Here is a 23,574-nt window from a genome sequence, read left to right on the forward strand (position 1 = left end):
GCGCCCCCCCACTGGAAGGGGCAGACGTGGTTTAGAGCAAAGGCGCCACCGCCTCCGCCCCCCAACCATAGCCCACTCCCCACTGCGCCACAGCGATCCGCGCGCCTTCGCCGACGCCGCCCGGCCAATCCGCCGCCATCGGCTCAGCGGCATAGATCGCCGCCAACCCCTCGACCTCCCAGACCCGTTTTTCAACCGCGCCGTGCAGCACCCGCACGCGGAACCGGCGCGGGTCGACCTCGACCGGCTCGACCTCCCAGCCCTCGCCGTTGATCCGCACCCGCGGCGTCCACGACAGCCGCCGCCCGCCGCCTTCAACCGCCACCCGCAGATGCGCCGGTCGCCAGGGCCGCGCCGCCCGCGCCGTCCAGGTGAAGTCCGCCGCGCTGAAGCCGCTTCCCCCCGGCGGCGCCCCGACGGGTCCAGCCCGCCAGACCCTCGGCAGACCGCGCTCGCTCGCGCTCATCTCGACGCGCGGCAGGTCCCGGTCCAGAAACACCACGACCGCCCCGGCCGCAGCCGCCGCCGCCGTCGCCGCCTCGCTCCCCTGCTGCCCGCGCAACAGGCCGCTCAGCCGCCAGACCTCGCCGCCGACCAGGTCCGCGCGCCGATACTGCACCACCTCCCAGCCCGCCGCTGTCTCCAACGCCAGCGCACTACCGCCGCCAAGAACCCCCGCCGTTGTCAGGCTCTCCGGCGCCCGTCCCTCGACGCGCACCGTGATCGCGTTCGCCTCGTCCCAGCGCCCGATCACGCCGCGCCCGACCGCCTCGGTCAGCACCCCGACCGTCGCCGGCTGCTGCGCCGTCGCGCGCGGCGTCAGGGTCGTCGCATCCTGCCCGCCATGCACCGTCATCGGCCGCCACGGCTCGGCGGCGACCACGGCCACGGGCCGCGCGTCCTCCTCCGCGCCCGGCAAGGGCGGCAGGTCCATCAACCGCAGGAAGGGCGCGCCGACCACGGCCGGCCCCTCGCCGGGCCGCCAGTCGGGCCGCGCCTCGCCCGGCGCCTCGCGCACCACCGGCTCCAGCGTCGCCTTGGGCTGCTCGTCGATGTCCAGCCGCGCCACTCGCCATTCGCCGGGCCGCCCCTCGACCTCCACCGTATCGCCCGGCTCCAGCTTCAGCGCTTCCAGCGGCCCCAGCCGCACGTTCAGCCGATCCGTCTCGCCTCCCGCCGTCGCCAGGGTTCGCCGCGCCAGTGCCGCCGTCAGCGCCGCGTCGCACACGGCGGGCAGTTCCAGATCCACGCCGCCGCCGTCTCCGCCCGGTTCGGCGCGCACCACGACCGAGCCGATCTGATAGTCCGCCGCCTCGTCGATGAACCGCACCCGCACGACGTCGGGCCGGGGCTCCAGCGACCGCTCCGCCGCCACGCCGCTCCCCTCTTCGGGCAGAGCCAGGGCTTCGGCGGTCAGGGCCAGCACCGCCGCGCCGTCGTCCGACACCGCCACCCGCCCGTCGCGCTCCGCTGCGGTCGCGCCGAACGCCGCCAACAGCGGCTCCAGCGCATCACGCGTCCGCATCGGGCGGTCGATCACATAGCCCGCCGCCTGATCCTCCAGCGCCGACACGCTGAACGCCTCGTCCTCCAGCCCCCCGCGCTTCAGGACCGCGGCGATCAGGTCCGCCGCCTCGCCGCCCATCCGCCCGTTCAGCCAGTGCCCGGCCCGCCAGGCGCCGGCGTCGGCCCAGACCTCCGCCAGCGCCGGAAAAGCCGGATAGGGCCTTGCATCCCAGCACCAGGCGTCCGCCCCCTCCAACATCGGTCCGCCATAGACCGGCGAAACCGGATTGTTCTCAGGCCGCGCGTAATGCGTGAGGACCGCCTCCAGCGCCCGGCGCTGCATCCGGTCGTCGCGCGCCCCTGTCGAAAAGGGCGGCAGGGCGTTCTCGCTGCTCTTGGGGTCCTGAAACAGGTTCGGCGCATTGCCGCCCCGGTCCACCGCGGCGCAGCCGAACTCGGTCAGCCGGATCGGCTTCATGCCCGGAACCCAGGCCGTCGGCGTCGCACTCCTTGCGCCCGCGACCCGCTCATGGTGCAGGTTCGACCACCAGCTCTTCAGGTCCTTGGGCCGGAACACCCAGTCCTCGCCGTGCGCGGTGTCGACGATGGGCGTGCGCGCCTGCGCCGCCCGATCGGCGTCCGAGGCGTAATACCAGTCATAGCCCTCGCCGCCCGCGATCTGCCCGGCCAGATAGGCGGCTGAGGACGGCCCCCGGAACCCCGCCTCGGCGTCCAGACCCCCGCCGCCGTCGCGCCAGTCGCCGTCGCGCCAGTCGCCCAGCGGCGGATACCAGTCGACGCCGACGTAATCGATGTTGGGATCGGCCCACAGCGGGTCGAGATGATAGCGCACCTCTCCGTTCGTCTGCCGCCCGAAATACTCCGACCAGTCCGCCGCGTAGCTCAGCTTCACCCCGGCCCCGACCACCGCCCGGCACTCCGCCGCCAGCGCCCGGAACTGGGCCACGGCCGGAAAGCCGCCGCCTGCGTCGCGCGTCCAGGTCAGGCCCCGCATCTCCGAGCCGATCAGCAGCCCGTCCGCGCCTTCCTCCGCCGCGATCGCCGCATAGTGCAGCGCCAGCCGCCTCAGGCCCCAGCCGTCCGGCGTGCCGAACATGGCCGCGACCTCGGCGGCGGCGCCCGCGCCATCGGTCCCCGTCACCCGCCCGCGCCACGGATAGCCGTCGCAGTCCATGAAGACGAAGGGATAGAGGGTCACCTCCAGCCCGCGCGCCTTCAGCGCCCGGATCGCCTGTCGCACGCTCTCGTCGGACGGCGTGCCGCCATAGGCGGGACCCACGCCGCCCTTGCCGTCGCCCACCTCGGAAACCAGGTGCGCCCCGGCCCGGTCCACCCCCGCCACCGCCCACGTCAGCGGCTCGGTCGCCTTGGTGCGGTTCTCCACGCCCGGCCGAATGCGGCACGCGCCCGCCCGCACGTCGTCGCCGAACCAGCCGACGATCAGGCTCACCCGCTTCAGCTTCGGCGCCTGGACCATCAGTTGATCCAGCGACACCAGCAGATCGGCGCGCCCCTCGGCGCTATGCACGTTCTCGGCCCGGGTCCGCGACAGACCCTCGCGCTGCATCACCGCCTCGGTCGCCAGACAGAACTCCCCCGCGCCGGGGATCAGGCACACCCCTTCCAGCAGGTCCTCCAGCCGCCCTTCGCCCGTCGCCCGCCGGAACACCTCGAACGCCAGCTGCGGCGCGCGATTGCCGAACGGCCCCAGCGGCAGGTCCTCGAACACCGCATAGGCCGTGCCGCGAAACGCCGGCGCCGCCCCCTCCACCGCCTCGATCAACGGGTCGGGCGTCTGATCCGCCGTGCCGCGATGAACCCGCATCGTCACGCCCGTCAGGTCCAGCGGCTGGCCGTCGGCCCAGACCCGGCCCACCCCGTCGATCGGCCCCTCGCCCAGCCCCACGGCGAAGCTCAACGAATAGTCGTATTCGACCGTCCTCTGCCCGCCCTTGCCGCCCGACCGCTTGTTCTTGCTTTCCAGAAAGCGCGCGGCCCAGATCACCTGCCCCGTCACCCGCGCCCGTCCGAAGACGCAGGCCATCGGCGCCCCGTCCGCCGACGACTGCAACTCCAGGCCCGGCAGCCGCGGACCCTTCTGCCGCGCCGGCGACAGGCTGGCGATGACGTAGTTGTCGATGGCCCGCCCGACAGTCGCGCCGACAAAGGCGCCGATCGGCCCGCCGATCGAACCGCCGACCGCCGTCAGAACAACCTGCGCCATTCAGTCCTCCTTCGTCGCCGGCCAGCGGAAGGCCGCGACCAGTCTTCGCCGCCACCACGGCCCCATCCAGCTCTCGACCACCGACCGCCCCCAATAGGCGTGGATCATCCGCCGCTCCGGCCCGTCATCCGCGCTCAGGATGGCGCAGTGCTTGACCGGACAGCCCTCGCTCATGCGGAACAGCAGCACATCGCCGGGCCTCGCCCTCTCCACCGCCACCTCGACCAGCCGCCGCCTGGCCGCCTGCAACAGCGTCTCCTCGCCCCCGACCTCGGCCCAGTCGGCGCGATAGGGCGGCGGCGCCTCCGGCTCCTCGCCCACCACCTCGCGCCACACCCCGCGCACCAGACCCAGACAGTCCGCCCCCTCGCCCTTCACGCTGGCCTGATGCCGATAGGGCGTCCCCAGCCAGCCGCGCGCGGCGGCGAGAACCGCATCATTCAATCCTCCCCCGCCTCTCATCGCCGGCTCCCCCCGTCGTTCCGTCCCGTCCCGACCGGCCGCGCCGTCAGGAAGTCGTCGCCCGGGATGTCGGGAAAGCCCTGGAAGTTGACGCCGTTGCCGAAGCTCTCGACGCAGGTCGTCCACCGCTTGTCGCAGTCTCGCCCCGCCGTCCCCGCCGCGCTCAACCCGCAACGCCCGTCGCCCAGCACCGCGTCGCAGGTCCGGCCATAGGTTCGCCCGACTACCCGCTCCAGCGCCGCCATCGGCCCGTCCAGATCGGCGATGAAGGCCCCGGCCTCGCGCCGGATCCGCGCCAGCGTCCCCGCCCACACCCGCACCCTCAGCGCAGGCTCGGTCCAGTCCGCCCGCCACAGCTCGACCCGCGCCCCGTCGTAGAGGCCCGCCGCGATGTCGCCCTCGGTGATCGCCTCGTCGTCCAGGCCGCCCGACGCCGACAGCCCGCCCGCCGCCAGCCCGACCGCGCCCTCGCCCGCCCCCGCGGTCCAGCCGCTGCCCGCGCGACAGGTCACGCCCTCGATGTCCAGGTCGCGATCATGATCGGTGAAGCCCAGCACCGCGCCGTCGCCCCGCCTCAGCACCCAGGCGTGGCACAGCATCGCCGCCCCGCTTTCGATGCGGGCGGCCAGTTCCTCCGGTATGTCGCGCATGCCTAAACCCGCACCTCGATCAGCGGCATGGCGACCATCCGTCCCGCGCCGAAGCTCTCCAGCGTCACCTCGATCCGATCGGCGTCGAACCGCACCGGCACGTCAAAGACGAAGCCCGCCGTCACGACCGCGCCGCTGGCCGGCGCCGCCGCCAGCGTCACCTGCCCCGTCGCGGCATCGACGCTGAATGCCGTCGTCTCCACGCCGTTCACCGCCAGCCGCACCGACCCCTCGACCGGCTTCCTGATGCGCCGCTCGTGATCGCCATAGACCTTGCGCAACCCAAAGCTTCGCCGCGTCCCGTCGCCCGTGCCGATCCTCTGGTCCGTCGCCGCTGGCGCCTCGCCCGGCGCGCAGCTCTTGAAGTCGGCGAAGTCGCGGAACCGGAAGCCGTACAGCCGCCCCCGGCGCGCCTCGAAAAAGGCCGTCAGCGCCGCCATGTCGTCCAGCGACCGCAGCCCCGCCCCGATCAGATACCGTCTTCGCCCCTCGGCCCAGGGCGTCGAGCGCCGCTCGAACCCGGACCCCAGCGTCGTGATCTCGGTCCGCCGCTCGACCCCGCCGGTCGATCCGAAGGCCAGCCGCGCCGGCAGACGCACCTCGTGAAAGGCCATCAAAAACTCCTGTTATCTTGATTTTCCGCAACCGCCCGTCCAGTGAGCGAAGGCGATCCGCTCGATCGCGCCGGGGGACCTGCATGCGCGGTGAAATTCTCAGCTACGACGCCGTCGGCGGCGAGGGCCTGATCAGCGGCGATGACCTGCAGCGCTATCGCTTCTCCGGCGTCGATGTGGGCGGCGGTCAGGAACCCGTCCCCGGTCTGCGCGTCGACTTCGTGCCCCTGGACGACCGCGCCGCCCAGATCATCCCTCTGCTCGTTCAGGCGTCTGGCCTGTCGCCGGCGGCCTACTCGCCCGGAGAGCCGCAGCTTGGCGCCTGGGCCTACTTCGTGCGCTGCATCCGCGAGAAATTCGTCGACGGCGACGGTCGCGCCCGACGTCTGGAGTACTGGTCCTTCGTCCTGTTCACCTGGCTGACGACGATCGCGGCCTTCCTGCCCTTCTTTATCGTCATGAGCTTTGCGGGCGACGGTGAGACTCTGTTCCCTCTCGCCGCCTTGATGTTGCTGGCGCCGTCGCTGTGGATGCTGTTCCTCGTCATTCCGGGCATCAGCCTGGCCTCCCGCCGCCTGCATGATGTCGGCCTCTCGGGCTGGCTCTGTCTGGTGAGCTTCGTTCCCTACGTCGGCGGTCTCTTCATGCTGATCATCGCCTGCATCCCCTCCCAGCCCCAGCCCAACCACTACGGCCTCGCGCCCAAGCGCTTCTGACCCAAACTGAGACTCGTTCTTAAAAACGGATGACAAGGCCACGCTTTGGCTTGTCTGAAAACCGACGCTCGGTCATGCTCGCCTCAAAGCGGCAGGGGCCGTTCAGATCAGGAGACTTGCGAGTGCGCGGTGAAATTCTCAGCTATGACGACGTGTCGGGCACCGGCCTGATCAGCGGCGACGACAGCATCCGCTACGGCTTCGCCCGTTCGGCCATTCAGGCCGGCGCGACCATCCGCGCCGGCGCCCGCGTCGACTTCGTGGCCGAGGGTCTGGAAGCGACGCAGATCATGGTCCTGGCCGGCGATCCCGCCGCCGCCTTCGGCCAGGCCGCTCAGTCCACCTACGTCGCCCGCGACACCGGCGGCGGCTACGACTTCCAGAGCGCCATGCTCTCGTTCAACGGCCGTCTGCGCCGCCAGCACTTCTGGATCAGCTGGCTGATCCTGCTGGGCGCCGGGGTCGTTCTCGGCTGGATTCCGATCCTCGGCACGATCCTGTCGATCGCGATGATCTGGCCCAATCTCGCCATTGTGGTGAAGCGTCTGCACGACATGGGCAAGACCGGCTGGTTTGCCGTTGTTCCCTGGGTCGCCAACATCGTCGGCTTCATCATGATCATCAGCGCCGTCGGCATGTCGATCATCACCAACCCCCAGGCTTTCGAGAACGAAGATCCCGAGGCCATGTTGGCGATGTTCGGCTCCATGATGGGCGGCATCGCCGTAATGTTCCTGGTCAACATCGCCTTCCTGCTTTGGATCGGCATCGGCGACAGCCAGCGCGGCGACAACAAGTACGGCCCCAATCCCAAGGGCGAGTAAGACCAAGGGGCGCTCTTCGGAGCGCCCCATTCTTTTTGAGGCTATCGCTCGGCGCGCGGCGCCTCACTGCTTGAGCCCCGTTTTTGGTGGATATCGCCCGGGCCCCTACATCCTTCGCGCGCCCAGAGCCGTCGCCTGCGCCAGCATCCGCGCGATCTGCGCCTCGGACCGCAGCAAACCCTGCGCCCCGCCGTCCACGCTGACATTGACCGTCACGCCCGTACCGCCGCCCAGCGCTTCGATGCTGCCCGCGCCCGCCGGTCGGAACACCTCCGGCCCGCGCTCGCCGACCAGATAGGCCCCGCCGCCCAGCACCGGACCGCCCTCGGCCCGCGCTCCGCCAAAGCCGCTCATCACCGCTGCGATCGCGTCCGACAGGCCGCCCTTACCGCCTGAGCCCGCCGCCGCATTGACCGCTTTCAGCACCGCCCGCGCCAGCTCGGCCAGGGTCACCTCCCCGTCCGCCGCCGCCCGCGTCAGCGACCGCGTCAGGCTCTCGCCCGCCCTCCCGAACGCCGCCTCGATCGAGGCCGCCGCCCGCTCCGCCGGCTCCCGCAGCGCCTCCAGCGCCGCCGCCGCCTCCGCCGCCTTCACCGGCACGGCGTCGATCCCGTCCGGCCTGAAACTGTCCGTCATCTCAACTTTCCTCCCCATTTCATGGGGAGGGGGACCACGTAGTGGTGGAGGGGGCGACGCCGCCCTCTCCCGACGTCCCGCCACCCCCTCCGTCTCGTCGCCTTACGACGCCGATCCACCTCCCCATGAAATGGGGAGGAAAACACGCATCAATCCGGCCACAACTCCGCCATCCGCTCCAGCTCGCCGCGCCCCAGCGGCGCCGCCTGCACCGGCCCCGCCGTCAGCATCCGCCATTCCTTCAGCGACAGCCGCCAGAACCCCTCCGGCCCTACGCCCATTCGCGCCGCCGCCTGCATCATCTCGCTCCATTGTCGGTCCTGGGGCGTCATGCGGCCGCCGCAAAGGCCTTCGCCACGGCCTGCGCCGCCTCGCGCGGATCAACCGCCGCGCTCGCCAGCCCGTCCGCCAGCACCCCCTCGCCGCCGCCGCGCAGCAAGGCCGCCAGCACCACCATCAGATCCCGCGCCGACAAGGCCCGCATCCGCTCGGCCAGCCCCGCCACCCCGGCGACGCCCAGCCCCGTCTCGATCTCGGCCAGCGCTCCCAGCGTCAGGCACAGCCGCCGCTCCGCTCCCGCCAGCACCGCCGTCGCCTCGCCCCGCACGCCATTCCCCATCACAGCGCCTCGAAACTGATCTCGCCCGCACTCGCCAGGCTCAACGCAAAGCTCGCCTCGCCCTCATGCTCCCCGGCGTATTCCAGCGCCGCCACAATGAAGGCCCCCTCCAGCACGCCGAAGTCCGGCACGATCAGCCGCCACGTCTTCGCCGCCTGTTCAAAGAAGGCTTCGCGGATCAGGGCGTCCGACGCCGCATCGCGGAAAATCCCCTGCCCCGACACCGCCGCCGACTTCACCCCGGCCCCCGCCAGCAGCTCGCGCCAGCGCCCGGCGCTGTCGCCGTCGGTGGCGTCCACCGTCCGGGCGTTCAGCGAAATCGTCCGCGCCCTCAGGCCCGCCACGGTCGTAAAGACGCCCGCCGCGCCCTCAATCTTCAGCAAGATGTCCTTGCCGCGTTGCGCCGTCATATTTTCAATCCTCCCTTGTCGCGCAGCGACGGGGGAGGGGGACCGCGTAGCGGTGGAGGGGGCGAACCCCACGCACAGCCCGCAGCCGCCCCCTCCACCATGCTCCGCATGGTCCCCCTCCCCCGCTCCGCAGGGGAGGATCGAGTCAGCCCGCTTCGAGCCTCAAATCTCTTCCGTCACGGCCCGCAGCCGCATCACCGCCCAGGAGCGCTTCAAGTCCGCGCTGCGGAACACGTCGGTAAAGGTCACGCCCAGGCTGACCGCCTTCACCCCGTCGGCCTCGACCGCCGCATCCGCGACCCGCGCCCGCACCGCCGCCGCCACCGCCCGCGCCTCTTCCATGCCGTTGAACCGACTGGCGCAGGTCAGGGTCAGCCGATGCTCGATCCCGCCGCCGTCCGCGTTCAGCCCCCGGCTCTCGCTTTTGCCGATCAGCAGATGCGGAAACGCAGGCTCCTCCGGCGGCTGATCCCAGATCCGAACCGGATCGCCCAACAGCGCCTGCAGCGCCCCGTCGCCCTTCAGCCAGGTGATCAGCGCCTTGATCAGCGCCCCCTCGTGATCCCTCATCGCGCCCGCTCCAGGTTCAGCCGCACGCGCCCCGCCGCCTTGGGATCGGCCTCGACGCCCGCGACGCCCCAGTCCGCCCCGCCAAAGCGCACCACCAGCCCCTCAGCCAGGCGCGGATCAGCGCGCACGGTTGCGCTCAGCGTCTCCACCCCGCGCGTCACCCCGCCTTCCGTCCGCTCGCGCCGACGCCGCGCCCCAAGGCTCAGCCACAACGACCCGACCGGCTCATAGCTGACGACCCGCCCGCCATAGGGCGTCTCCGCCTCCACCGCCCGCACCAGGCTCGCGATCACCTTCAAAGCCGCACCACGCGATAAGGCGCGATCCACCCCTCAACCGCCGCCGTGCTCATCTCGCCCTCTCCCCGCTCATAGGCCCGCAGCACCAGCATCATCACCGCCAGCCGCAACGGCGCCGCCGAGGTCGAGGCCAGGCTCAGCCCCACCTCCCCCTCGACCCGCGCCCTCGCCGCCTCGATCAGGGTCTGGATCAGCCCGTCCTCCGCCTCATGCTCGACGCGCAGGAACAGCTTCGCCTCCGTGAGGGTCACGGGTGCGCTCATTTGAAATCTCCTATGTCCAGCTTCCTTCTCCCCTTGGGGGAGAAGGTGGGCGCCAGAGGCGCTCGGATGAGGGGTAGGGTTCAACAGGCAAGCGGCTAACGTCGCGCACGCACACCCGTCCCCCTCATCCGTCTCGCTCCGCGAGCCACCTTCTCCCCCGGAGGGGAGAAGGATGACCCACCGCCAGCCCTCTACGTCGCCGCGAACTTCATCAGCTTGATCGCATCAAAGTTCTGCACCCCGCCGCCCACGCGCTTGGTCGTGTAGAACAGCACATAGGGCTTGGCCGAATAGGGGTCCCTCAGCACCCGCACCCCCGCCCGATCCACGATCAGATAGCCGCGGGCGAAGTCGCCGAACGCGATCGACAGACTGTTGGCCGCCACGTCCGGCATGGTCTCGATCTCGGTGACCGGATAGCCCAGCAACGACGCCGTCTCGCCCGGCCGCGTCGCCGGCGACCAGACGTAGTTGCCGTCCGCGTCCTTGAACTTGCGCACCGCCGAGACCGTGCGTCGGTTCATGACAAAGCGCCCGTTCGGCCGATACTGGGCCTTGGGCGCATAGATCAGGTCGATCAGCTTATCGACCGGACTGGCGCTGGCGAAAGCGCCCGCCGCGCCGGACGCCACCGTGCCGATCTGGCCCCAGGTCTGCGTGCCTTCGCTCGCCGTGGCGTAGGCCAGGAAGCCCTTGGGCTTGTTGACCCCGTCGCCATTGACGAAGGCCGCCGTCTCCTGCGCCGCAAAGGCGTCCTCGACCTCGGCCGCCAGCCATTCGTCCAGATCGATCAGGGCGTCGTCGAGCAAGGACTGCGTCGCCGCCGGACAGGCGTAGAGGTCCGCCGACGAGAACTCCAGCAGGCTCAAGGTCGCCGGGTCCGTCTCCGGCCGCGCCGCCGTCTCGGCCACCCAGCCCGCCGTCACGCCCGCCGTCGACACCGGCTTGCGGAACACGCCCGAACCGACCGTGCGCACCGTGGCGATCTCGCGCATCGGCGACCCCGCCATCAGGCGCCGCTCAATCGCCCGCTCCGTCTCCGGCGGCACGACATAGCCCGCCGAGTTCGACGCCGACGACAGCCCCGCCTTCAGCTCCAGCCCATAGGACTGCCCCGACTTCATATAGCCGTCCCAGGCGCTCTTTTCCTCCCCATGGAATGGGGAGGGGGACCGCGAAGCGGTGGAGGGGGCGACGCCGCCCTCAACCATAGGCCTGCGCCCCTCGCTCAGCGCGCGGTCCAGACGCGCCTGCGCCCCCGCCACCGCCTGATCGATGCGCGCCACCTTCTCCTCCAGCAGCGTATCCGCCGACGCCTTCTTCTCGATCTCGTCCAGACGGGCGTCGTTCGCCCCTTTGAACGCCTCGAACGCCGCCATCATCTCATGCAGGGCGGCGCGCGCCTCGGGCGATGCCGAGGCGGTCTTGGTCTCTTTCATGCTCTCTCCGCTTGAAGAACCGCGTTTCGCGGTTACGCTTGGGCGCGACCGTCGTTCGGTCCCGCCCTTTCCCTGCCGCCGCGCAGAACGCTCCCTGAAGGATCGCCCATGCGGCAATTGCTGATGTTGTCCCTGTTCGCCGCCCTGTCGCTGGGCCTCAGCCACGCTGCGCAAGCCGCCGACGCGGCCCCGCCGCCCCAGGTCGAAACCTGGTCACTGCAGCAGACCGGCGCCGTCGGCTCCTCGATCTTCCTTCAGGACCGCGCCGCCGCCCGCGCCACCGACGCCCTGCTCGCCCGCTTCGGCGGCAAGCCTCCCGAGGGCCTGATCGGCTGGATCGTGGTTCCGAACGGCGAGGATCAGCTGGTCCGCTTCCTCGTCGGCGAGCCGACCGCCCCGCGCCCCGGCTACGACATTGTGGTCGACAAAAACGGCCGCGCCGGCGCCGTCATCGAAGCGACCGACACAGCTCTCACCGACGATCAGGCCGTGCGCTACTTCGCCCGCAACACCGCCGCCTCCGGCATCGGCGCCCTGCGCTGCGCCGCCCGCTACAACGCCGTGGTTCTGGACGATCCCGATAGCGACGGCTGGCTGGTCTGGCTGCTGGCCTCGACCACCGACGCCAACAAGGTGCCGATGGGCGGCCACTACCGCTTCCACGTCAGCGCCGACGGCCGCACCCTCGAAAAGCGCGAACAACTGTCCGGCGGCTGCCTCGACCTCGACCGTCGTCAGGCTCAGCAGGGCGGCCAGACGGTGGGCCTCATGACCAACGTCATCGTCGCCCCCCAACCGCTGGAGGTTCACGTCTTCCTGTCCCTGCTCAACCGCCTGCCGATCTACGTCATGGCCGGCGACAAGCTATGGGCGGTGCAAGGCGGCGTGATCCGCGAAGTCGATACGTCCAAACGGCGCTAAGCTGGCCTGAACCGCGCCCCCGGCAGCATGGGGAAGGTCACCAGCGACACCTCCCACAACTCCACCGCGCTCAGCACCCGCAAGCGCCCGTCGCGCCGCGCCTTCGCCGCGCGAAACCCGATGGACAGCCCGTCCAGCGCCCCGGCCCGCGTCAGCGCCTGGGCGTAGCGCGCCTCGGCCGACCAGTCATGGATGCGCCCGCGCACCCTCAGGCCGCGCTCGTCCTCGACCATCTGGTCCCAGACCCCGACCACCGCGCGGCTCTCGTGCTGATGCAGCATCCGCACTCCGCTCGCTCCCGTCCTGGCCAGGCTGTCGGCGAAGGCGCCCTTTGCCACGACGTCCCCGTTCAGGTCCGCCGCGCCCCACAAAGAGGCGTAGCCTTCGATGACGACCAGCCCCTTCTCCCTCCCCTTCATGGGGAGGGTGGCCGAGCCGTCAGGCGAGGCCGGGTGGGGGCGCTGTGGCGAGCCAGGCGCCGCCCCCTTCACTTCCAGCCCGCCCCACCCGATCGCCGCTTCGCGTCGACCACCCTCCCCATCAAGGGGAGGGAGAAAACTGCGCTGCATCACTTCCCCTCCAGCCGACGTTCGATCCGGTCCACCGTCGCGCGCACAGCCTCGCCCTGGGCCTCCACCCGCGCCAGCCGCTCGGCCACCAGCCTCTGCTCGCCTACCCTCTGCTCCAGCGTCGCAATCCGCGCCGCCGCCCCGCCTGCCCAGACCAGCCCGCCGATGGTCTGCACCAGCAAGGCCGCGATCAGGGCGACGGGCATCTTCTTCAACTCAGTCATCTTCATCACCTTTCTCCCTCCCCCTGCGGGGGAGGGTGGTCGCGCAGCGACCGGGTGGGGAGGGCGTGGCGATGCTGGGCGCAGCGCTTGATTTGCCCAAGCGCCCCACCCGTCTTCGCCTTTCATTTCAGGCTCAGCCACCCTCCCCTTCATGGGGAGGGTGAGGCGTCGCGCCTAATCCCCCACTCCCGCCATCCGCCGTCGCTCCTCATCCGTCAGGAACCCCGCCGCGTTCAGCCTTGCCCACAGCGCATCCCGCTCGACCTGCAAGGCCGGAACCGCATCCAGATCAGCCTCGATCCGGCAGTCGCTGAACCGCCCGCCTAGCCAGCCCGTCATCGCCCCCGCCGCCTTCCTCACCAGCGGGATCACCGTCCCGCGCCAGAAGGCGGCGTTGGCCTCGCGATAGTTGGCGTAGGTCGCGTCGCCCGGTATCCCCAGCAGCTGCGGCGGCACCCCGAACGCCAGGGCGATCTCCCGCGCCGCCGCGTGCTTGCCGGCGATGAAGTCCATGTCGTGCGGCGTCAGGCTCATCGGCTTCCAGTCCAGCCCGCCTTCCAGCAACAGAGGCCGCCCGGCGTTCCTCGCCCCCGCATGGGCCTCGCCCAACTCGGCTTTCAGCGCTTCGAACTGCTCGGCGGTCAGCCGCTCGCCGTCCTTCGCCCCATAGACCAGCGCCCCCGACGGCCGCGCCGCATTGTCCAGCAGCGCCTTGTTCCAGGCCCCGGACGCATTGTGCACGTCAATGGCGAAGGCCGCCGCCTCCAGCGGCGAAAACCCGTAGTGATCGTCCGTCGGATGAAACAGCTTCAGATGCATGACCGGCGACCAGCCGTCGCCGTGCCGCGCGATCCGCACCGCCTGCCCGCCGACCGCATACTCATAGGCCTCGGGCCAGCCCGCTCGGCCCGGCACCACCTTCACCCGGTCCGGCCGCAGCGCCCACAACTCGTCCGGCGCCCCATCGCCATCGGCGTCCCCCGACGCCTCGACATAGGCGTTGCCCGCCGTCTGCAGCGCGCCGTAAACCGCCTCCATCAGCTCCCCGCCCGACTGCTCGGGATTGGGCTTGGCCAGCAGCCGCGCCAGCGGATGCTCACTTGTCCGCACGCCCCCCGCCATGACCATCAAGGGCGTCGACGCCGCCGCCTCCGCGATCATCCGCACGCAGCGATAGGCCACGGCGTTCTTCGCAAACCCCTCCTCCGCCAGATGCGCATAGTCGCGCGGCGTCCACCGGGGGCGGCCCGCTCCGGTCAGGGCCACCAAGGCCCCCGTGCGCGACGCCTTCTCCTCACGCACAGCCTCACCCTGGCGTTTCTGCAATCGCCACCACCCCATGCTCACCCTCCAGACAGCAAAAGGCCCCGGTCTTCCTCAGACCGGGGCCGCGCTCGACCTCAATAGTTCTAGAAGCGGATTACCCCGCCATGGTCCCGCGCCTCTGCACCAAGACCGCCGCGCCCCCGGCCATCATCAGGGCCATCAGGATCATCGCCCACTCCGTCATCGTCGGAATGGCCGCAGGCGGCGCCGCATTGGCGAATTCAGCGGTAAAGCGGGCGTCCTTGTTCGGGAAGGTCAAAGGCGAGTTGAAATAGACCTGCAGCCAGAAGCCATCGGCATAGCCGCCCGGATCGACCATCTCGATCTCGCCCTCGCCGCTCATGACTTCCAGCGCCAGCATATACTGCTGGCCCGCCACGACCGGCGCATCGAATTCAAAGGTGACGGCCCTCGCCGTGGTCCCGGACAAGGTCTGTTGCAACCCCGTTTCGATGACCTGCTGGGCATAACGATCCGAGACAGGGTGATAGCCCCGGACCGCAGGCCGCACCGTCACGCCGCCGGTGCCCGGCTTGATCCAGTAGGTGAACCTCTTCACCTGATTATGGCCTGCGGGCGCGGTGATGACCTGCCCGATCCGATCTATGGGATCATTCTCAACCATGGCCGTGAGGGTTCCCGCCACGTCATGATTGATATGCTGCGCCATGGCGGTCCCCGCCACGCCCCAAACGCCCAGCGCCGCCGCCATGGCCGCGACACCCATCCAAATCCTTTGCAGCACCAAAGCCTCCTGGGTCCACTCAATAGCCCTACCCAGTAATCGACATTTCTTAAGAAGCTTGACCATTGGCTCCGCCCAAAAAGGCGCAGCAGCAGGGGGGGGGGGGGGAGGGCCGCCATTCAACGGCCTCTTCCGCCTCTGTCTTCACAGCGCCCGCAGCCTCGGCTGCGTCTTCCCGGCCAGCAGCAAATGGGTCAGCGCCCAGACCAGGGCGTCCGCGCGGTCGGGGCTCTTCGCCCCCGCCGCCTCGCTCCCCAGCGCCATCATCTCTTCCTCCAGCGCCGGAAAGGCGCCGCAGTGGACCACCCGCCCCTGCTCGTAGAGCGCCGCCACTGGCTCGGCCCGCGCCTTCTTGGACCGGCTGGCGTGCACCAGCTTGATCTGAACCTCGCAGTCCGCCTGCCCCAGCAGGGTCCGCACCATCTCCCCGCCCTGATTGGCCTCGGCCAGCACCAGGTCGGCGCCGAACTCCCGCGCCGTCTCCGCGACCCGCTGCGCCCATCCGGCGGGCGACAGCCCCCGCGCCGAACGGTCCGCCAGCACGTAGCCCGTCTTGTCCTTCCGCCCCGCGACCACGATGCCGCAGGCGTCGCCGTGGGCGCTGGCCGGCGGGTCCACCGCCACCACCACCCGCTCGAACTTCGCCGGGCGATGGCCCCGCGCCCGCGCCAGATCCTCGGCCCGGAACAGGGCGCCGTCCGCCTCGACGATCAGCCCCTCCATCTCCTGCGCCTCCAGCCGGGTCCCGGCGTAGAGGGCCTTCAGATGGCTCAAAAATCCCGGCGACAGGTTGCCCGCATTGGCCGCCGTCGCCAGCCGCGCCTTCACCACCCCCGGCTCGGCCAGCAACCGCCGCAGCGCCGCGATCGGCCTCGGCGTCGTGGTGATGGCCAGCTTGGGATCATCCCCCAGCCGCAGCCCGAACCTCAGGTTCGAAAGCGTCGTCTCCGGGTGCCGCCACGCACAGAACTCGTCGGCCCAGGCCCCATGAAACTGCGGCCCGCGCAGACTGTCCGGGTCCTCCGCCGAAAAGGCGTAGGCCGCCGAGCCGCTCGGCCAGATCAACCGTCGCCGCCCCGCCTCCCAACGCGGCCGGTTGTCCCTCGCCGCCTGCGCCTTCAGCCCCGACGGCCCCTCGACCATGACCTCGCGCACATCGTGCAGCGCCGGCCCGACCAGAGCAAAGGTCAGGTCCTTCTCCCGCGCCAGCTCGTTCATCCAGAACCCGCCTGCGAAGGTCTTGCCCGACCCCCGCCCGCCCAGCAGCACCCAGGTGCGCCAGTCGGGCTCACGCGGCGCGATCTGTTCGTCGTTCAGCCTCGGCGTCGCCCGGATCCAGGCCCGCAGCACCCGGACCTTCTCCTCGCGCGGCAGCCCCTCGATCAACTCCAGCAGCAAGGGACTTGCGCTCGAAAGCTGCGACGAGATGATCGACACGGGCGAAGAATTCGGCCTGGAGCCCGGCCAGTTCGGCGTCGCTGACATCACGATCGTCTTCGCTCATTTCATCCTCATCCAGGGTCTTTCGTGCGGGCCGCGACCGCAGGGCCGCCACCGCCTTGGCCGTCCGCGCCAGAACGCCCACGGCCCGCGCCCGCTTTTCGGCCTCGGCCACGTCGACCGGCGCCGGGGCGGCCGCCACTACGGCGATGGCCTGATCGGTCAGGATCTTGAGCCGGCCGAACACCGCGTCCAGCCAGTCCGCGCCCTGCCCCGCCTCGTCCCCATTTCCCGTCATGCCCAAACCATAGCGGACCAGCGTCCTCAGGCTGGCGAACAGCCGCAAGAAGGGATCAATCGCTGGAATTTACCGGGTTTGCGCCCCGCGACTGCGACAGCCGCGACGGGATCGCCGTCGATCCTCCCCTCCCCCGTCGCTGCGCGACAAGGGAGGATCAATGGAAGGCCTACCCCGCCAGCGCCGCCGGGTCGCCGCCCGCCAGCCAGTGGGCCAGCGCCCCCGCCAGCTCCGGGATCTGGATCGGCTTGGCCAGATGCCCGTCCATGCCGCAGTCCAGGCAGCGCGCCACCTGGTCCGCCTGGACGTTGGCCGTCAGCGCCAGGATCGGCGTCCGATGCCCGCTCCCGGCCTGCATCCGCCGGATCTCCCGCGTCGCCGTCAGCCCGTCCATGACCGGCATGTGCACGTCCATCAGCACCAGGTCATAGGCGCCCGTCTGCATGGCCTGCACCGCCTCGGCCCCGTCGCAGACCGTGTCGATCTCCAGCCCCAGCCCCCTCAGGATGGCGCTGACCAGCTCCCGGTTCCCCGGGGCGTCGTCGGCCATCAGGATGCGCCCGCCGGCCATGCCGCCCGGCGCCGCCAGGTCGCCAGCGTCGTTGGCCAGCCGCCCGAGCACCCCGCCCTGGGCCAGGGGCGTCTCGAACCAGAAGGTCGCCCCCTCGCCTGGCCGGCTGTCGACGCCGATCTCGCCGCCCATGATCTCGATCAGGCGGCGCGAAATCGCCAGCCCCAGCCCGGTGCCGCCGTAAACGCGCGTGGTCGAGGCGTCGGCCTGGGTGAAGCGCTCGAACAACTGCTCGATCTTTTCCGCCGGAATGCCGATGCCGGTGTCCGTCACCGCCACCCGCAGTCGCCAGCGGCCGTCGCCTTCGGGCCGTCCGCCGACCCGCAGCGTCACCCCGCCCTTGCCGGTGAACTTCACCGCATTGGACAGGAAGTTCAGCATCACCTGGCGCAGCCGCCCGGCGTCGCCGGTCAGCACCTCGGGCATGGCCGCGTCGGCGACGACCTTCAGGCTCAGCCCCTTGGCGACGCACTGACCCTCGACGATGGCCGCCGCCCCGTCGACCAGGGCCGCGACCTGGAAGGGCTCGGGGTCCATCTCGATCGCGTTCGCTTCCAGCTTGGAATAGTCCAGGATGTCGTTGATCACCCCAAGCAGGGCCTCCGACGCCGTGGCGATCCGCTCGACATAGACCCGCTCCTCGGCCGGCAGGGCCTCGGACGCCTGCAACAGGCCCGAGAAGCCGATCACGCTGGTCAGCGGGGTGCGCAGCTCGTGGCTCATATTGGCCAGGAACTCGCTCTTGGCCTGGGCGGCCTTCTCGGCCCGCTCCTTGGCCTCGATGACCTCGTCCTCCAGCAGCTTGCGCTGGGTCATGTCGCGGATCACCACCACCACGTCGTCGACCTGGCCGTGCTCGTCCGTCAGGGCCTTGAAGGCGGACTCGACCCAGACCGTATGGCCCTGACGGTGCACCGCCCGATGCTCCAGCCGGGTCGGCTGGCCGGTCTTCACCGCCGCGCTGATCGCCTGCAGCACCTGCAGCCGGTCCTCGGGGTGGACATAGTCGGTCGACTGGCCGCTCATGTCCTCATAGGTCCAGCCCAGCAGTTGCTGGATGGCCGGCGAGATATACTTGCTCGACCCGTCCATCTTGACGCGGGTGATGACGTCGCCGGTGTTCTCGGCCAGCAGGCGATAGCGCCGCTCATTGGTCTGGGCCGCCCGCAACAGCCGCTCGCGCTCGGTCACGTCCTGCAGGACGCCGAACAGGGCGATGACCCGGCCGGTGGCGTCCTTCTCGGCCGCGCCTTCGGCGGCCACCACCCGCTCCACGCCGTCCTTGCCCAGCAGCCGCAGCTTGAAGCTGTAGCCCTCGCCCGTCTCCAGCGCCCGCGTGACCAGGCCCTGGATCTCGACCCGGTCCTCGGCGTGATAGTGGCCGAACACGTCGTCGAGGCTCGGGGCAAAGGCGCCCGGCGCGACCCCGTGGACGCGATAGATCTCGTCCGACCAGGTCACGGCGCCGGACGCCACCTCATAGCGCCAGCGTCCGACCCCCACCATGTCCTCGGCCAGCCGCAACGTCTCCAGACGCGCCGCCTCCTGCCGCACGGCCTCGGCGTGTTCCAGCAGGTCGCCGGCCAGACCAGCCAGCTGACGCAGCAGCCTCAGCTGCGCCTCGGTCGGGGCGGGCCGCGGCTTGACGTCCATGACGCCGATGGCGCCCACCGCCGCCCCGCTTCGATCGCAGACCGTCGCCCCGGCGAAGAAGCGGATGCACGGCTCCCCCGTCACCAGAGGGTGGCGCCGATAGTCCGCGCTTGCATGGGTGTCCTCGATCACGAACACCGCCTCGGGGCCCAGCGTCGCCAGATGGTGGCTCACGCTCTCCAGCCGGGGCACGCTGACGTCGTCAAGGCCCACGCCGGCTCGGAAGACGGCGCGGTCCTCGTCCAGCACCGTGATCATGGCGTGGGGGGCGTCGAACGCGGCGCAGGCGATGGCGGTCAGCCGGTCGAACGCATCACGTTCAGCCGTGTCCTTCGCCCCTGCTCGCGTAACAACGATCCCCATGCTCCCCCCTTAATCCCCGCACGACGAATTATTCGTTAGCGTCGCCGCCCCGTTCCAGCATCCATTCCGGCGCCTCGAAATCCAGGGCGTCCTCCTCGGTCGCCAGCGCGGCCTCCGAGATGGTCTGGCGCCGGATCGACACCCCTGCGGTATGCACCGTCTCCGGGTCGCCCGAGATCAGCGGGTGCCACCAGGCCAGCCCCCGCCCCTCATGCACCCGACGATAACCGCACGACGGCGGCAGCCAGCGCAGATTGCCAATCTTGCCCGGCGTCAGCTTGATGCAGTCCGGGACATGCTCCTGGCGGTTGGCGTAGTCGGAACAGGTGCACTTGTCAGGATCGAACAGCTTGCAGTGCACCCGCGTCGGCACGATCTCGCCGGTGTTCTCGTCCTCGAAGCGAATGACGCAGCACAGACCGCACCCGTCGCACAGGCTCTCCCACTCGGCGGCCGACATCTCCGTCAGCGGTGTTGTTTCCCAGAAGGGTTTCATGCGCCGGGCCTATACGCGCCAAAGCCCGCTTTGTCGCCTTCTCCCTCCCCTTCATGGGGAGGGTGGTCGCGCAGCGACCGGGTGGGGAGGGCGAAGCGATACTGGACGCCGCGCCTGATGTGCCGAAGCGCCCCCACCCGTCTGCCGCTTCGCGTCAGCCACCCTCCCCATATAGGGGAGGGAGAATTGCTCAGTGCGTCACGCTCTTGGAGAAGACGTTGATCACCACCACCCCGCCCACGATCATCACCAGACCGACCACCGCCGGCACATCCAGCTTCTGCTTGAACAGGAACAGGCCGATCAACGAGATCAGCACCACCCCCAGCCCGCTCCAGATGGCGTAGGCCAGCCCGACCGGCATCTGCTTCAAGGCGATGGTCAGCAGATAGAAGGCCGCGCCGTAACACAGCGCCAGCCCCGCCGTCGGCCAGGGCTTGGTGAACTGCTGCGACTGCTGCAACAGGGTCGTGCCCAGGACCTCAAAGCCGATGGCCCCCAGCAAGGCCGCCCAGGTCACGGGATTCATGCGCCCGCCTCGGCCAGCAAGACGCCCGGCGTCAGCAACGACAACAGGGCCTTGCGCTGTTCCGGCGAAACCTCGTGCGTCCCGAACAGGTCGCTCATCCACAGACCGTCGGCGATCAGCCGCAGCATCAGGGCGTCGTCCTTGCCCGCCGGATCGACCGGATCGTCCTCGGCCAAGGCCCGCATCGCCGCCCGCCAGCGCACGATCAGACCGGGCTCGACGGCGCAGGCGACCAGCGCCGCTCGGCCGATGCTGACGTCGCGTTCCGTCACCGGGTCATTGACCGTGGCCCGCAAATAGGCCCGCGCATTGCGGCCATAGGGGTTGGGATCGCGCGCCGCCTCTTCCAGCACCTGGGCCGTCATCTGCCCGGCCAGATGGTCGATCACCCCTTCCAGCAGCGCCAGCTTGGAGGGGAAATGATGCAGCAGGGCGCCCTTGCTGAAGGGCAGGCGCGCCACCACCGCGTCCATGGTCAAGCCCATGGCCCCCTGATCGGCGGCGACCTCGATGGCCATGTCGATGATCTCGGCGCGGGTGGCTTCGGGTGCGCGGCGGCGGGTCTGAGCGTCCATTCCGCAGCATTACCGTCCGGTTGGTATGTTATCAAGCGATGGCCTGACCGCCCCCCTCGGTCTATAGGGACGCCCCTTCTCCCGTTTTATCGATCGCATCGTCTTCATGGCTGCTCGCCCCCCTCTCGTCGCTCTCAAGGACGTCCGCCTTCAGGACGGCCAGCGCCCGCTGTTTGACGGCGTCGATCTGGCGGTTGAACCGCGCAGCCGCGCCGCCCTGGTCGGGCGCAACGGCGCCGGCAAGTCGACCCTGATGAAGATCGTCATGGGCCTGATCGAGCAGGACTCGGGCGACCGCTCGGTCCAGGCCGGCACCCGCTTCGCCTATGTGCCTCAGGAACCCGACGTCCAGGGCGACACCCTGCTGGACTATGCCTCATCCGGCGGCGCCGAACGCTGGACCGCTGAAAGCTGGCTGGCCACCTTCGGCCTGGACCCGGAGAAATCCGCCGTCGGCCTGTCGGGCGGCGAGACGCGCCGCGCGGCTCTGGCCAAGGCGTTTGCCGAAGAACCCGACGTCCTGATGCTGGACGAGCCGACCAACCACCTCGACATCCTGGCCATCGAACTGCTGGAAAACGAGCTGGTTCAGGCCCGCTTCGCCGTCCTCGTGGTCAGCCACGACCGCGCCTTCCTGAACAAGGTCACCAACACCGTCCACTGGCTGGAAAACCGCCGCGTCCGCACCCTGAACAAGGGCTTCAACGCCTTTGACGAATGGTCCACCAAGGTCATGGAGGAGGAGGCCGAATCCTTGCGCCGCCTGTCCAAGACCATCGAGCGCGAGACCGCGACCTTCTACTCCTCCATCACCGCCCGCCGCAGCCGCAACGAAGGCCGCGCCCGCTCGCTGCAAGCCCTGCGCAGCGAACACGCCGAACGCGCCAAGGATCAGCCGCGCGAGCTCTATCTCGGCGTCGATTCCGGCGTCACCTCGGGCAAGCTGGTGGCCGACCTCAAGGGCGTGTCCAAGGTCTTTGGCGACCGCACCATCTTCAAGCCCTTCACCACCCGCATCATCCGCGGCGACCGGCTGGCCATCGTCGGTCCCAACGGCGCGGGCAAGACCACCCTGGTCAAGGTGCTGCTGGGCGAGCTGACCCCCGACGAGGGCACGGTCAAGCTCGGCTCCAACCTCGAACCCGTCTATCTGGATCAGTCGCGCGAGGGGCTGAAGTCGGACATGACCCTGTGGGACGCCCTGACGCCGGGCGGCGGCGACAGCATCATCGTGCGCGGCTTCTCCAAGCACGTCGCCGCCTACGCCAAGGACTTCCTCTTCTCCGAGGCCCAGCTGCGCCAGCCGATCTCGACCCTGTCGGGCGGCGAGCGCAACCGCCTGCTGCTGGCCCGCGCCCTGGCCAAGCCGGCCAACATGCTGGTCCTCGACGAACCGACCAACGACCTCGACATGGACACGCTCGACAAGCTGGAAGAGCTGCTCGAGACCTATGACGGCACCCTGATCCTGGTGTCCCACGACCGCGACTTCGTCGACCGTCTGGCCACCTCGACCATCGCCATGAACGGGCGCGGCGACATCGTCGAAACCCCCGGCGGCTGGACCGACTTCATCCGCCAGAACCCCGGCTTCCTCCAGCCCGGCGCCAACCCCCGCCCGCAGGACAAGGAGGCCGCCGCCCGCGCCGAGGCCAACCCCGCGCCCGCAGCCGTCGCCGCCAAGAAACCCGGCAAGCTGTCCTTCAAGGACGCCCACCGGCTGAAGGAGCTGGAAGCCCTGCTGGAAGCCCTGCCCGGCCAGATCGCCAGGCACGACGCGACCCTGGCCGACCAGTCCCTCTACACCCGCGACCCCAAGGCCTTCGACGCCGCCATGAAGGCCGCCGACAAGGCCCGCGCCGACCTCGAAGCCGCCGAACTGGAATGGCTGGAGCTGGAAGAGAAGCGGGCCGCGCTGGCGGGATAGGGCGCCGCTGCACGCTCCCCCGCCCTTTTCGGCGGACAAGCAAACGGCCCCGCCGCCAGGACGGGGCCGTTCAAATTCCGGCTTGGCCGGCCGACCTAGACCGCGATGCGCCGTCGCTGGATCGTGACCGCCGCGACGCCCGCCAGCATCAGGCCCAGCAGGATCATGGCCCATTCCGTCATGGTCGGGACCGCAACCGGCGCCGGGGCGACGACCGTCAGCACGCCTCCAGACGTGTAGCCTCCGACGATCGGATTCGAGGCCTCGTCCTGAATGCCCGTGCCGCTCGCCTTCAGATCCAGACGCAGAGTGCCGACGCCCGAAATGCCGCCGACAGAGACGGTATAGGTGGCGCCGAAGCCGGTCACGCTATCGACCGTCGCGCTGACGCCGCCCGACGTCGTCAGCGTGAAATCGCCCACGCTCACGCCGGTCACCGACTCGCTGAACGTGACAGTGAAGGTTTCTGTCGTAGCCAGCGACGGCCCGGTTGAGGCCGGCGTGATCGAAGTGACCGACGGCGGGATAACGTCCTGAGCCAGACTGGCAGACGCCCACCCGAAGACACTGAGAGCGCCCAGCAAGGCGCAAAGAAGTCGAACCATGATACCCCCGATGAAAGACCGTCTCGTGCCAGTGAAGCGTCACCGTGGCAAGCCGCGCCTCCCGCCGCATAGCGGTCGG

Annotated in this window: 27 protein-coding genes; 4 read left to right on the forward strand and 23 right to left on the reverse strand. The window is 70.1% G+C overall.

The window, feature by feature from the left end; genetic code table 11:
• Window positions 1–31: 31 nt before the first annotated feature.
• The 4 genes from HNP51_RS09440 to HNP51_RS09455 are packed head-to-tail and all read right to left on the reverse strand — an operon-like array spanning window position 32 to window position 5,477.
• The gene (locus HNP51_RS09440) at window positions 32–3,751 is read right to left on the reverse strand and encodes a glycoside hydrolase/phage tail family protein (RefSeq protein ID WP_184270075.1); all 3,720 of its coding nucleotides are present in this window, start codon (window positions 3,749–3,751) and stop codon (window positions 32–34) included.
• Window positions 3,752–4,213: an NlpC/P60 family protein gene (locus HNP51_RS09445; protein WP_184270073.1), complete on the reverse strand. Its 462-nt coding sequence runs from the start codon at window positions 4,211–4,213 to the stop codon at window positions 3,752–3,754. It abuts the gene before it with no gap.
• Window positions 4,210–4,863 (reverse strand): DUF2163 domain-containing protein, encoded by a 654-nt coding sequence (locus tag HNP51_RS09450; RefSeq protein WP_184270070.1) that lies wholly within the window; start codon window positions 4,861–4,863, stop codon window positions 4,210–4,212. The genes HNP51_RS09445 and HNP51_RS09450 overlap by 4 nt, the downstream gene beginning before the upstream one ends.
• Before the next feature lie 2 nt (window positions 4,864–4,865).
• The gene (locus HNP51_RS09455; RefSeq protein WP_184270067.1) at window positions 4,866–5,477 is read right to left on the reverse strand and encodes a DUF2460 domain-containing protein; all 612 of its coding nucleotides are present in this window, start codon (window positions 5,475–5,477) and stop codon (window positions 4,866–4,868) included.
• Between the two features lie 83 nt (window positions 5,478–5,560).
• Here HNP51_RS09455 and HNP51_RS09460 point away from each other — a divergent pair, with 83 nt between their 5' ends.
• Together HNP51_RS09460 and HNP51_RS09465 are read left to right on the forward strand one after the other, a co-directional pair.
• Complete coding sequence (locus tag HNP51_RS09460; RefSeq protein ID WP_184270064.1) at window positions 5,561–6,193, forward strand: DUF805 domain-containing protein; 633 nt, start codon at window positions 5,561–5,563, stop codon at window positions 6,191–6,193.
• 122 nt (window positions 6,194–6,315) lie between these two features.
• On the forward strand, window positions 6,316–7,017 hold the full coding sequence (locus HNP51_RS09465; protein WP_184270061.1) for a DUF805 domain-containing protein: 702 nt from the start codon (window positions 6,316–6,318) through the stop codon (window positions 7,015–7,017).
• 105 nt (window positions 7,018–7,122) lie between these two features.
• Here the strand turns inward: HNP51_RS09465 and HNP51_RS09470 are convergent, their stop codons facing one another.
• The 8 genes from HNP51_RS09470 to HNP51_RS09505 form a co-directional block, all read right to left on the reverse strand.
• Window positions 7,123–7,653, reverse strand: coding sequence for a phage tail tape measure protein (locus tag HNP51_RS09470; RefSeq protein WP_184270058.1), 531 nt, complete (start codon window positions 7,651–7,653; stop codon window positions 7,123–7,125).
• Between the two features lie 149 nt (window positions 7,654–7,802).
• Entirely contained in the window at window positions 7,803–7,985 is a 183-nt protein-coding gene (locus tag HNP51_RS09475) for a phage tail assembly chaperone (RefSeq protein WP_184270055.1), read from the reverse strand.
• Window positions 7,982–8,272: a GTA-gp10 family protein gene (locus HNP51_RS09480; RefSeq protein ID WP_184270052.1), complete on the reverse strand. Its 291-nt coding sequence runs from the start codon at window positions 8,270–8,272 to the stop codon at window positions 7,982–7,984. Before HNP51_RS09480 ends, HNP51_RS09475 begins: the two co-directional genes overlap by 4 nt.
• The gene (locus tag HNP51_RS09485; RefSeq protein WP_184270048.1) at window positions 8,272–8,682 is read right to left on the reverse strand and encodes a phage major tail protein, TP901-1 family; all 411 of its coding nucleotides are present in this window, start codon (window positions 8,680–8,682) and stop codon (window positions 8,272–8,274) included. The genes HNP51_RS09480 and HNP51_RS09485 overlap by 1 nt, the downstream gene beginning before the upstream one ends.
• 162 nt (window positions 8,683–8,844) lie before the next feature.
• Entirely contained in the window at window positions 8,845–9,252 is a 408-nt protein-coding gene (locus HNP51_RS09490; protein WP_184270046.1) for a DUF3168 domain-containing protein, read from the reverse strand.
• Window positions 9,249–9,545, reverse strand: coding sequence for a head-tail adaptor protein (locus HNP51_RS09495; protein ID WP_311769942.1), 297 nt, complete (start codon window positions 9,543–9,545; stop codon window positions 9,249–9,251). Before HNP51_RS09495 ends, HNP51_RS09490 begins: the two co-directional genes overlap by 4 nt.
• Before the next feature lie 2 nt (window positions 9,546–9,547).
• Window positions 9,548–9,814, reverse strand: a complete 267-nt coding sequence (locus HNP51_RS09500; RefSeq protein ID WP_184270042.1) for a head-tail connector protein — start codon at window positions 9,812–9,814, stop codon at window positions 9,548–9,550.
• A gap of 191 nt (window positions 9,815–10,005) precedes the next feature.
• Window positions 10,006–11,253, reverse strand: a complete 1,248-nt coding sequence (locus tag HNP51_RS09505; protein ID WP_184270040.1) for a phage major capsid protein — start codon at window positions 11,251–11,253, stop codon at window positions 10,006–10,008.
• 108 nt (window positions 11,254–11,361) lie between these two features.
• On the opposite strand from HNP51_RS09505, the gene HNP51_RS09510 reads away from it, so the two are divergent.
• Window positions 11,362–12,174: a hypothetical protein gene (locus HNP51_RS09510; protein ID WP_184270038.1), complete on the forward strand. Its 813-nt coding sequence runs from the start codon at window positions 11,362–11,364 to the stop codon at window positions 12,172–12,174.
• On the opposite strand, the gene HNP51_RS09515 is transcribed toward HNP51_RS09510, so the two are convergent.
• The 10 genes from HNP51_RS09515 to HNP51_RS09560 form a co-directional block, all read right to left on the reverse strand.
• On the reverse strand, window positions 12,171–12,593 hold the full coding sequence (locus HNP51_RS09515; protein ID WP_184270620.1) for an HK97 family phage prohead protease: 423 nt from the start codon (window positions 12,591–12,593) through the stop codon (window positions 12,171–12,173). The genes HNP51_RS09510 and HNP51_RS09515 overlap by 4 nt on opposite strands.
• A gap of 149 nt (window positions 12,594–12,742) precedes the next feature.
• The gene (locus HNP51_RS09520) at window positions 12,743–12,973 is read right to left on the reverse strand and encodes a hypothetical protein (RefSeq protein WP_260398470.1); all 231 of its coding nucleotides are present in this window, start codon (window positions 12,971–12,973) and stop codon (window positions 12,743–12,745) included.
• Between the two features lie 168 nt (window positions 12,974–13,141).
• A complete protein-coding gene (locus tag HNP51_RS09525) occupies window positions 13,142–14,308 on the reverse strand; it encodes a phage portal protein (RefSeq protein ID WP_184270036.1) in 1,167 nt (388 codons plus the stop codon).
• Window positions 14,309–14,387: 79 nt separating this feature from the next.
• Window positions 14,388–15,038, reverse strand: a complete 651-nt coding sequence (locus tag HNP51_RS09530; protein ID WP_184270034.1) for an IPTL-CTERM sorting domain-containing protein — start codon at window positions 15,036–15,038, stop codon at window positions 14,388–14,390.
• Between the two features lie 144 nt (window positions 15,039–15,182).
• The gene (locus HNP51_RS09535; protein WP_260398436.1) at window positions 15,183–16,436 is read right to left on the reverse strand and encodes a DNA-packaging protein; all 1,254 of its coding nucleotides are present in this window, start codon (window positions 16,434–16,436) and stop codon (window positions 15,183–15,185) included.
• On the reverse strand, window positions 16,327–16,824 hold the full coding sequence (locus HNP51_RS09540; RefSeq protein ID WP_184270032.1) for a hypothetical protein: 498 nt from the start codon (window positions 16,822–16,824) through the stop codon (window positions 16,327–16,329). Before HNP51_RS09540 ends, HNP51_RS09535 begins: the two co-directional genes overlap by 110 nt.
• 121 nt (window positions 16,825–16,945) lie before the next feature.
• The gene (locus HNP51_RS09545) at window positions 16,946–19,363 is read right to left on the reverse strand and encodes an ATP-binding protein (RefSeq protein WP_184270030.1); all 2,418 of its coding nucleotides are present in this window, start codon (window positions 19,361–19,363) and stop codon (window positions 16,946–16,948) included.
• A 28-nt stretch (window positions 19,364–19,391) separates the two neighbouring features.
• A complete protein-coding gene (locus HNP51_RS09550) occupies window positions 19,392–19,859 on the reverse strand; it encodes a YcgN family cysteine cluster protein (RefSeq protein WP_184270028.1) in 468 nt (155 codons plus the stop codon).
• Window positions 19,860–20,049: 190 nt separating this feature from the next.
• A complete protein-coding gene (locus tag HNP51_RS09555) occupies window positions 20,050–20,388 on the reverse strand; it encodes a multidrug efflux SMR transporter (RefSeq protein ID WP_184270026.1) in 339 nt (112 codons plus the stop codon).
• Window positions 20,385–20,963 carry a TetR/AcrR family transcriptional regulator gene (locus tag HNP51_RS09560; RefSeq protein ID WP_184270025.1) on the reverse strand — a complete coding sequence of 193 codons (579 nt, stop codon included), beginning with the start codon at window positions 20,961–20,963 and terminating at the stop codon, window positions 20,385–20,387. Before HNP51_RS09560 ends, HNP51_RS09555 begins: the two co-directional genes overlap by 4 nt.
• A 106-nt stretch (window positions 20,964–21,069) precedes the next feature.
• Here HNP51_RS09560 and HNP51_RS09565 point away from each other — a divergent pair, with 106 nt between their 5' ends.
• Window positions 21,070–22,890 carry an ABC-F family ATP-binding cassette domain-containing protein gene (locus HNP51_RS09565; protein ID WP_184270023.1) on the forward strand — a complete coding sequence of 607 codons (1,821 nt, stop codon included), beginning with the start codon at window positions 21,070–21,072 and terminating at the stop codon, window positions 22,888–22,890.
• Window positions 22,891–22,985: 95 nt separating this feature from the next.
• Here the strand turns inward: HNP51_RS09565 and HNP51_RS09570 are convergent, their stop codons facing one another.
• Entirely contained in the window at window positions 22,986–23,495 is a 510-nt protein-coding gene (locus HNP51_RS09570) for an Ig-like domain-containing protein (protein ID WP_184270021.1), read from the reverse strand.
• Between the last annotated feature and the right edge of the window lie 79 nt (window positions 23,496–23,574).

This window comes from Brevundimonas bullata, assembly GCF_014207965.1.
GTDB lineage: Bacteria > Pseudomonadota > Alphaproteobacteria > Caulobacterales > Caulobacteraceae > Brevundimonas > Brevundimonas bullata_A.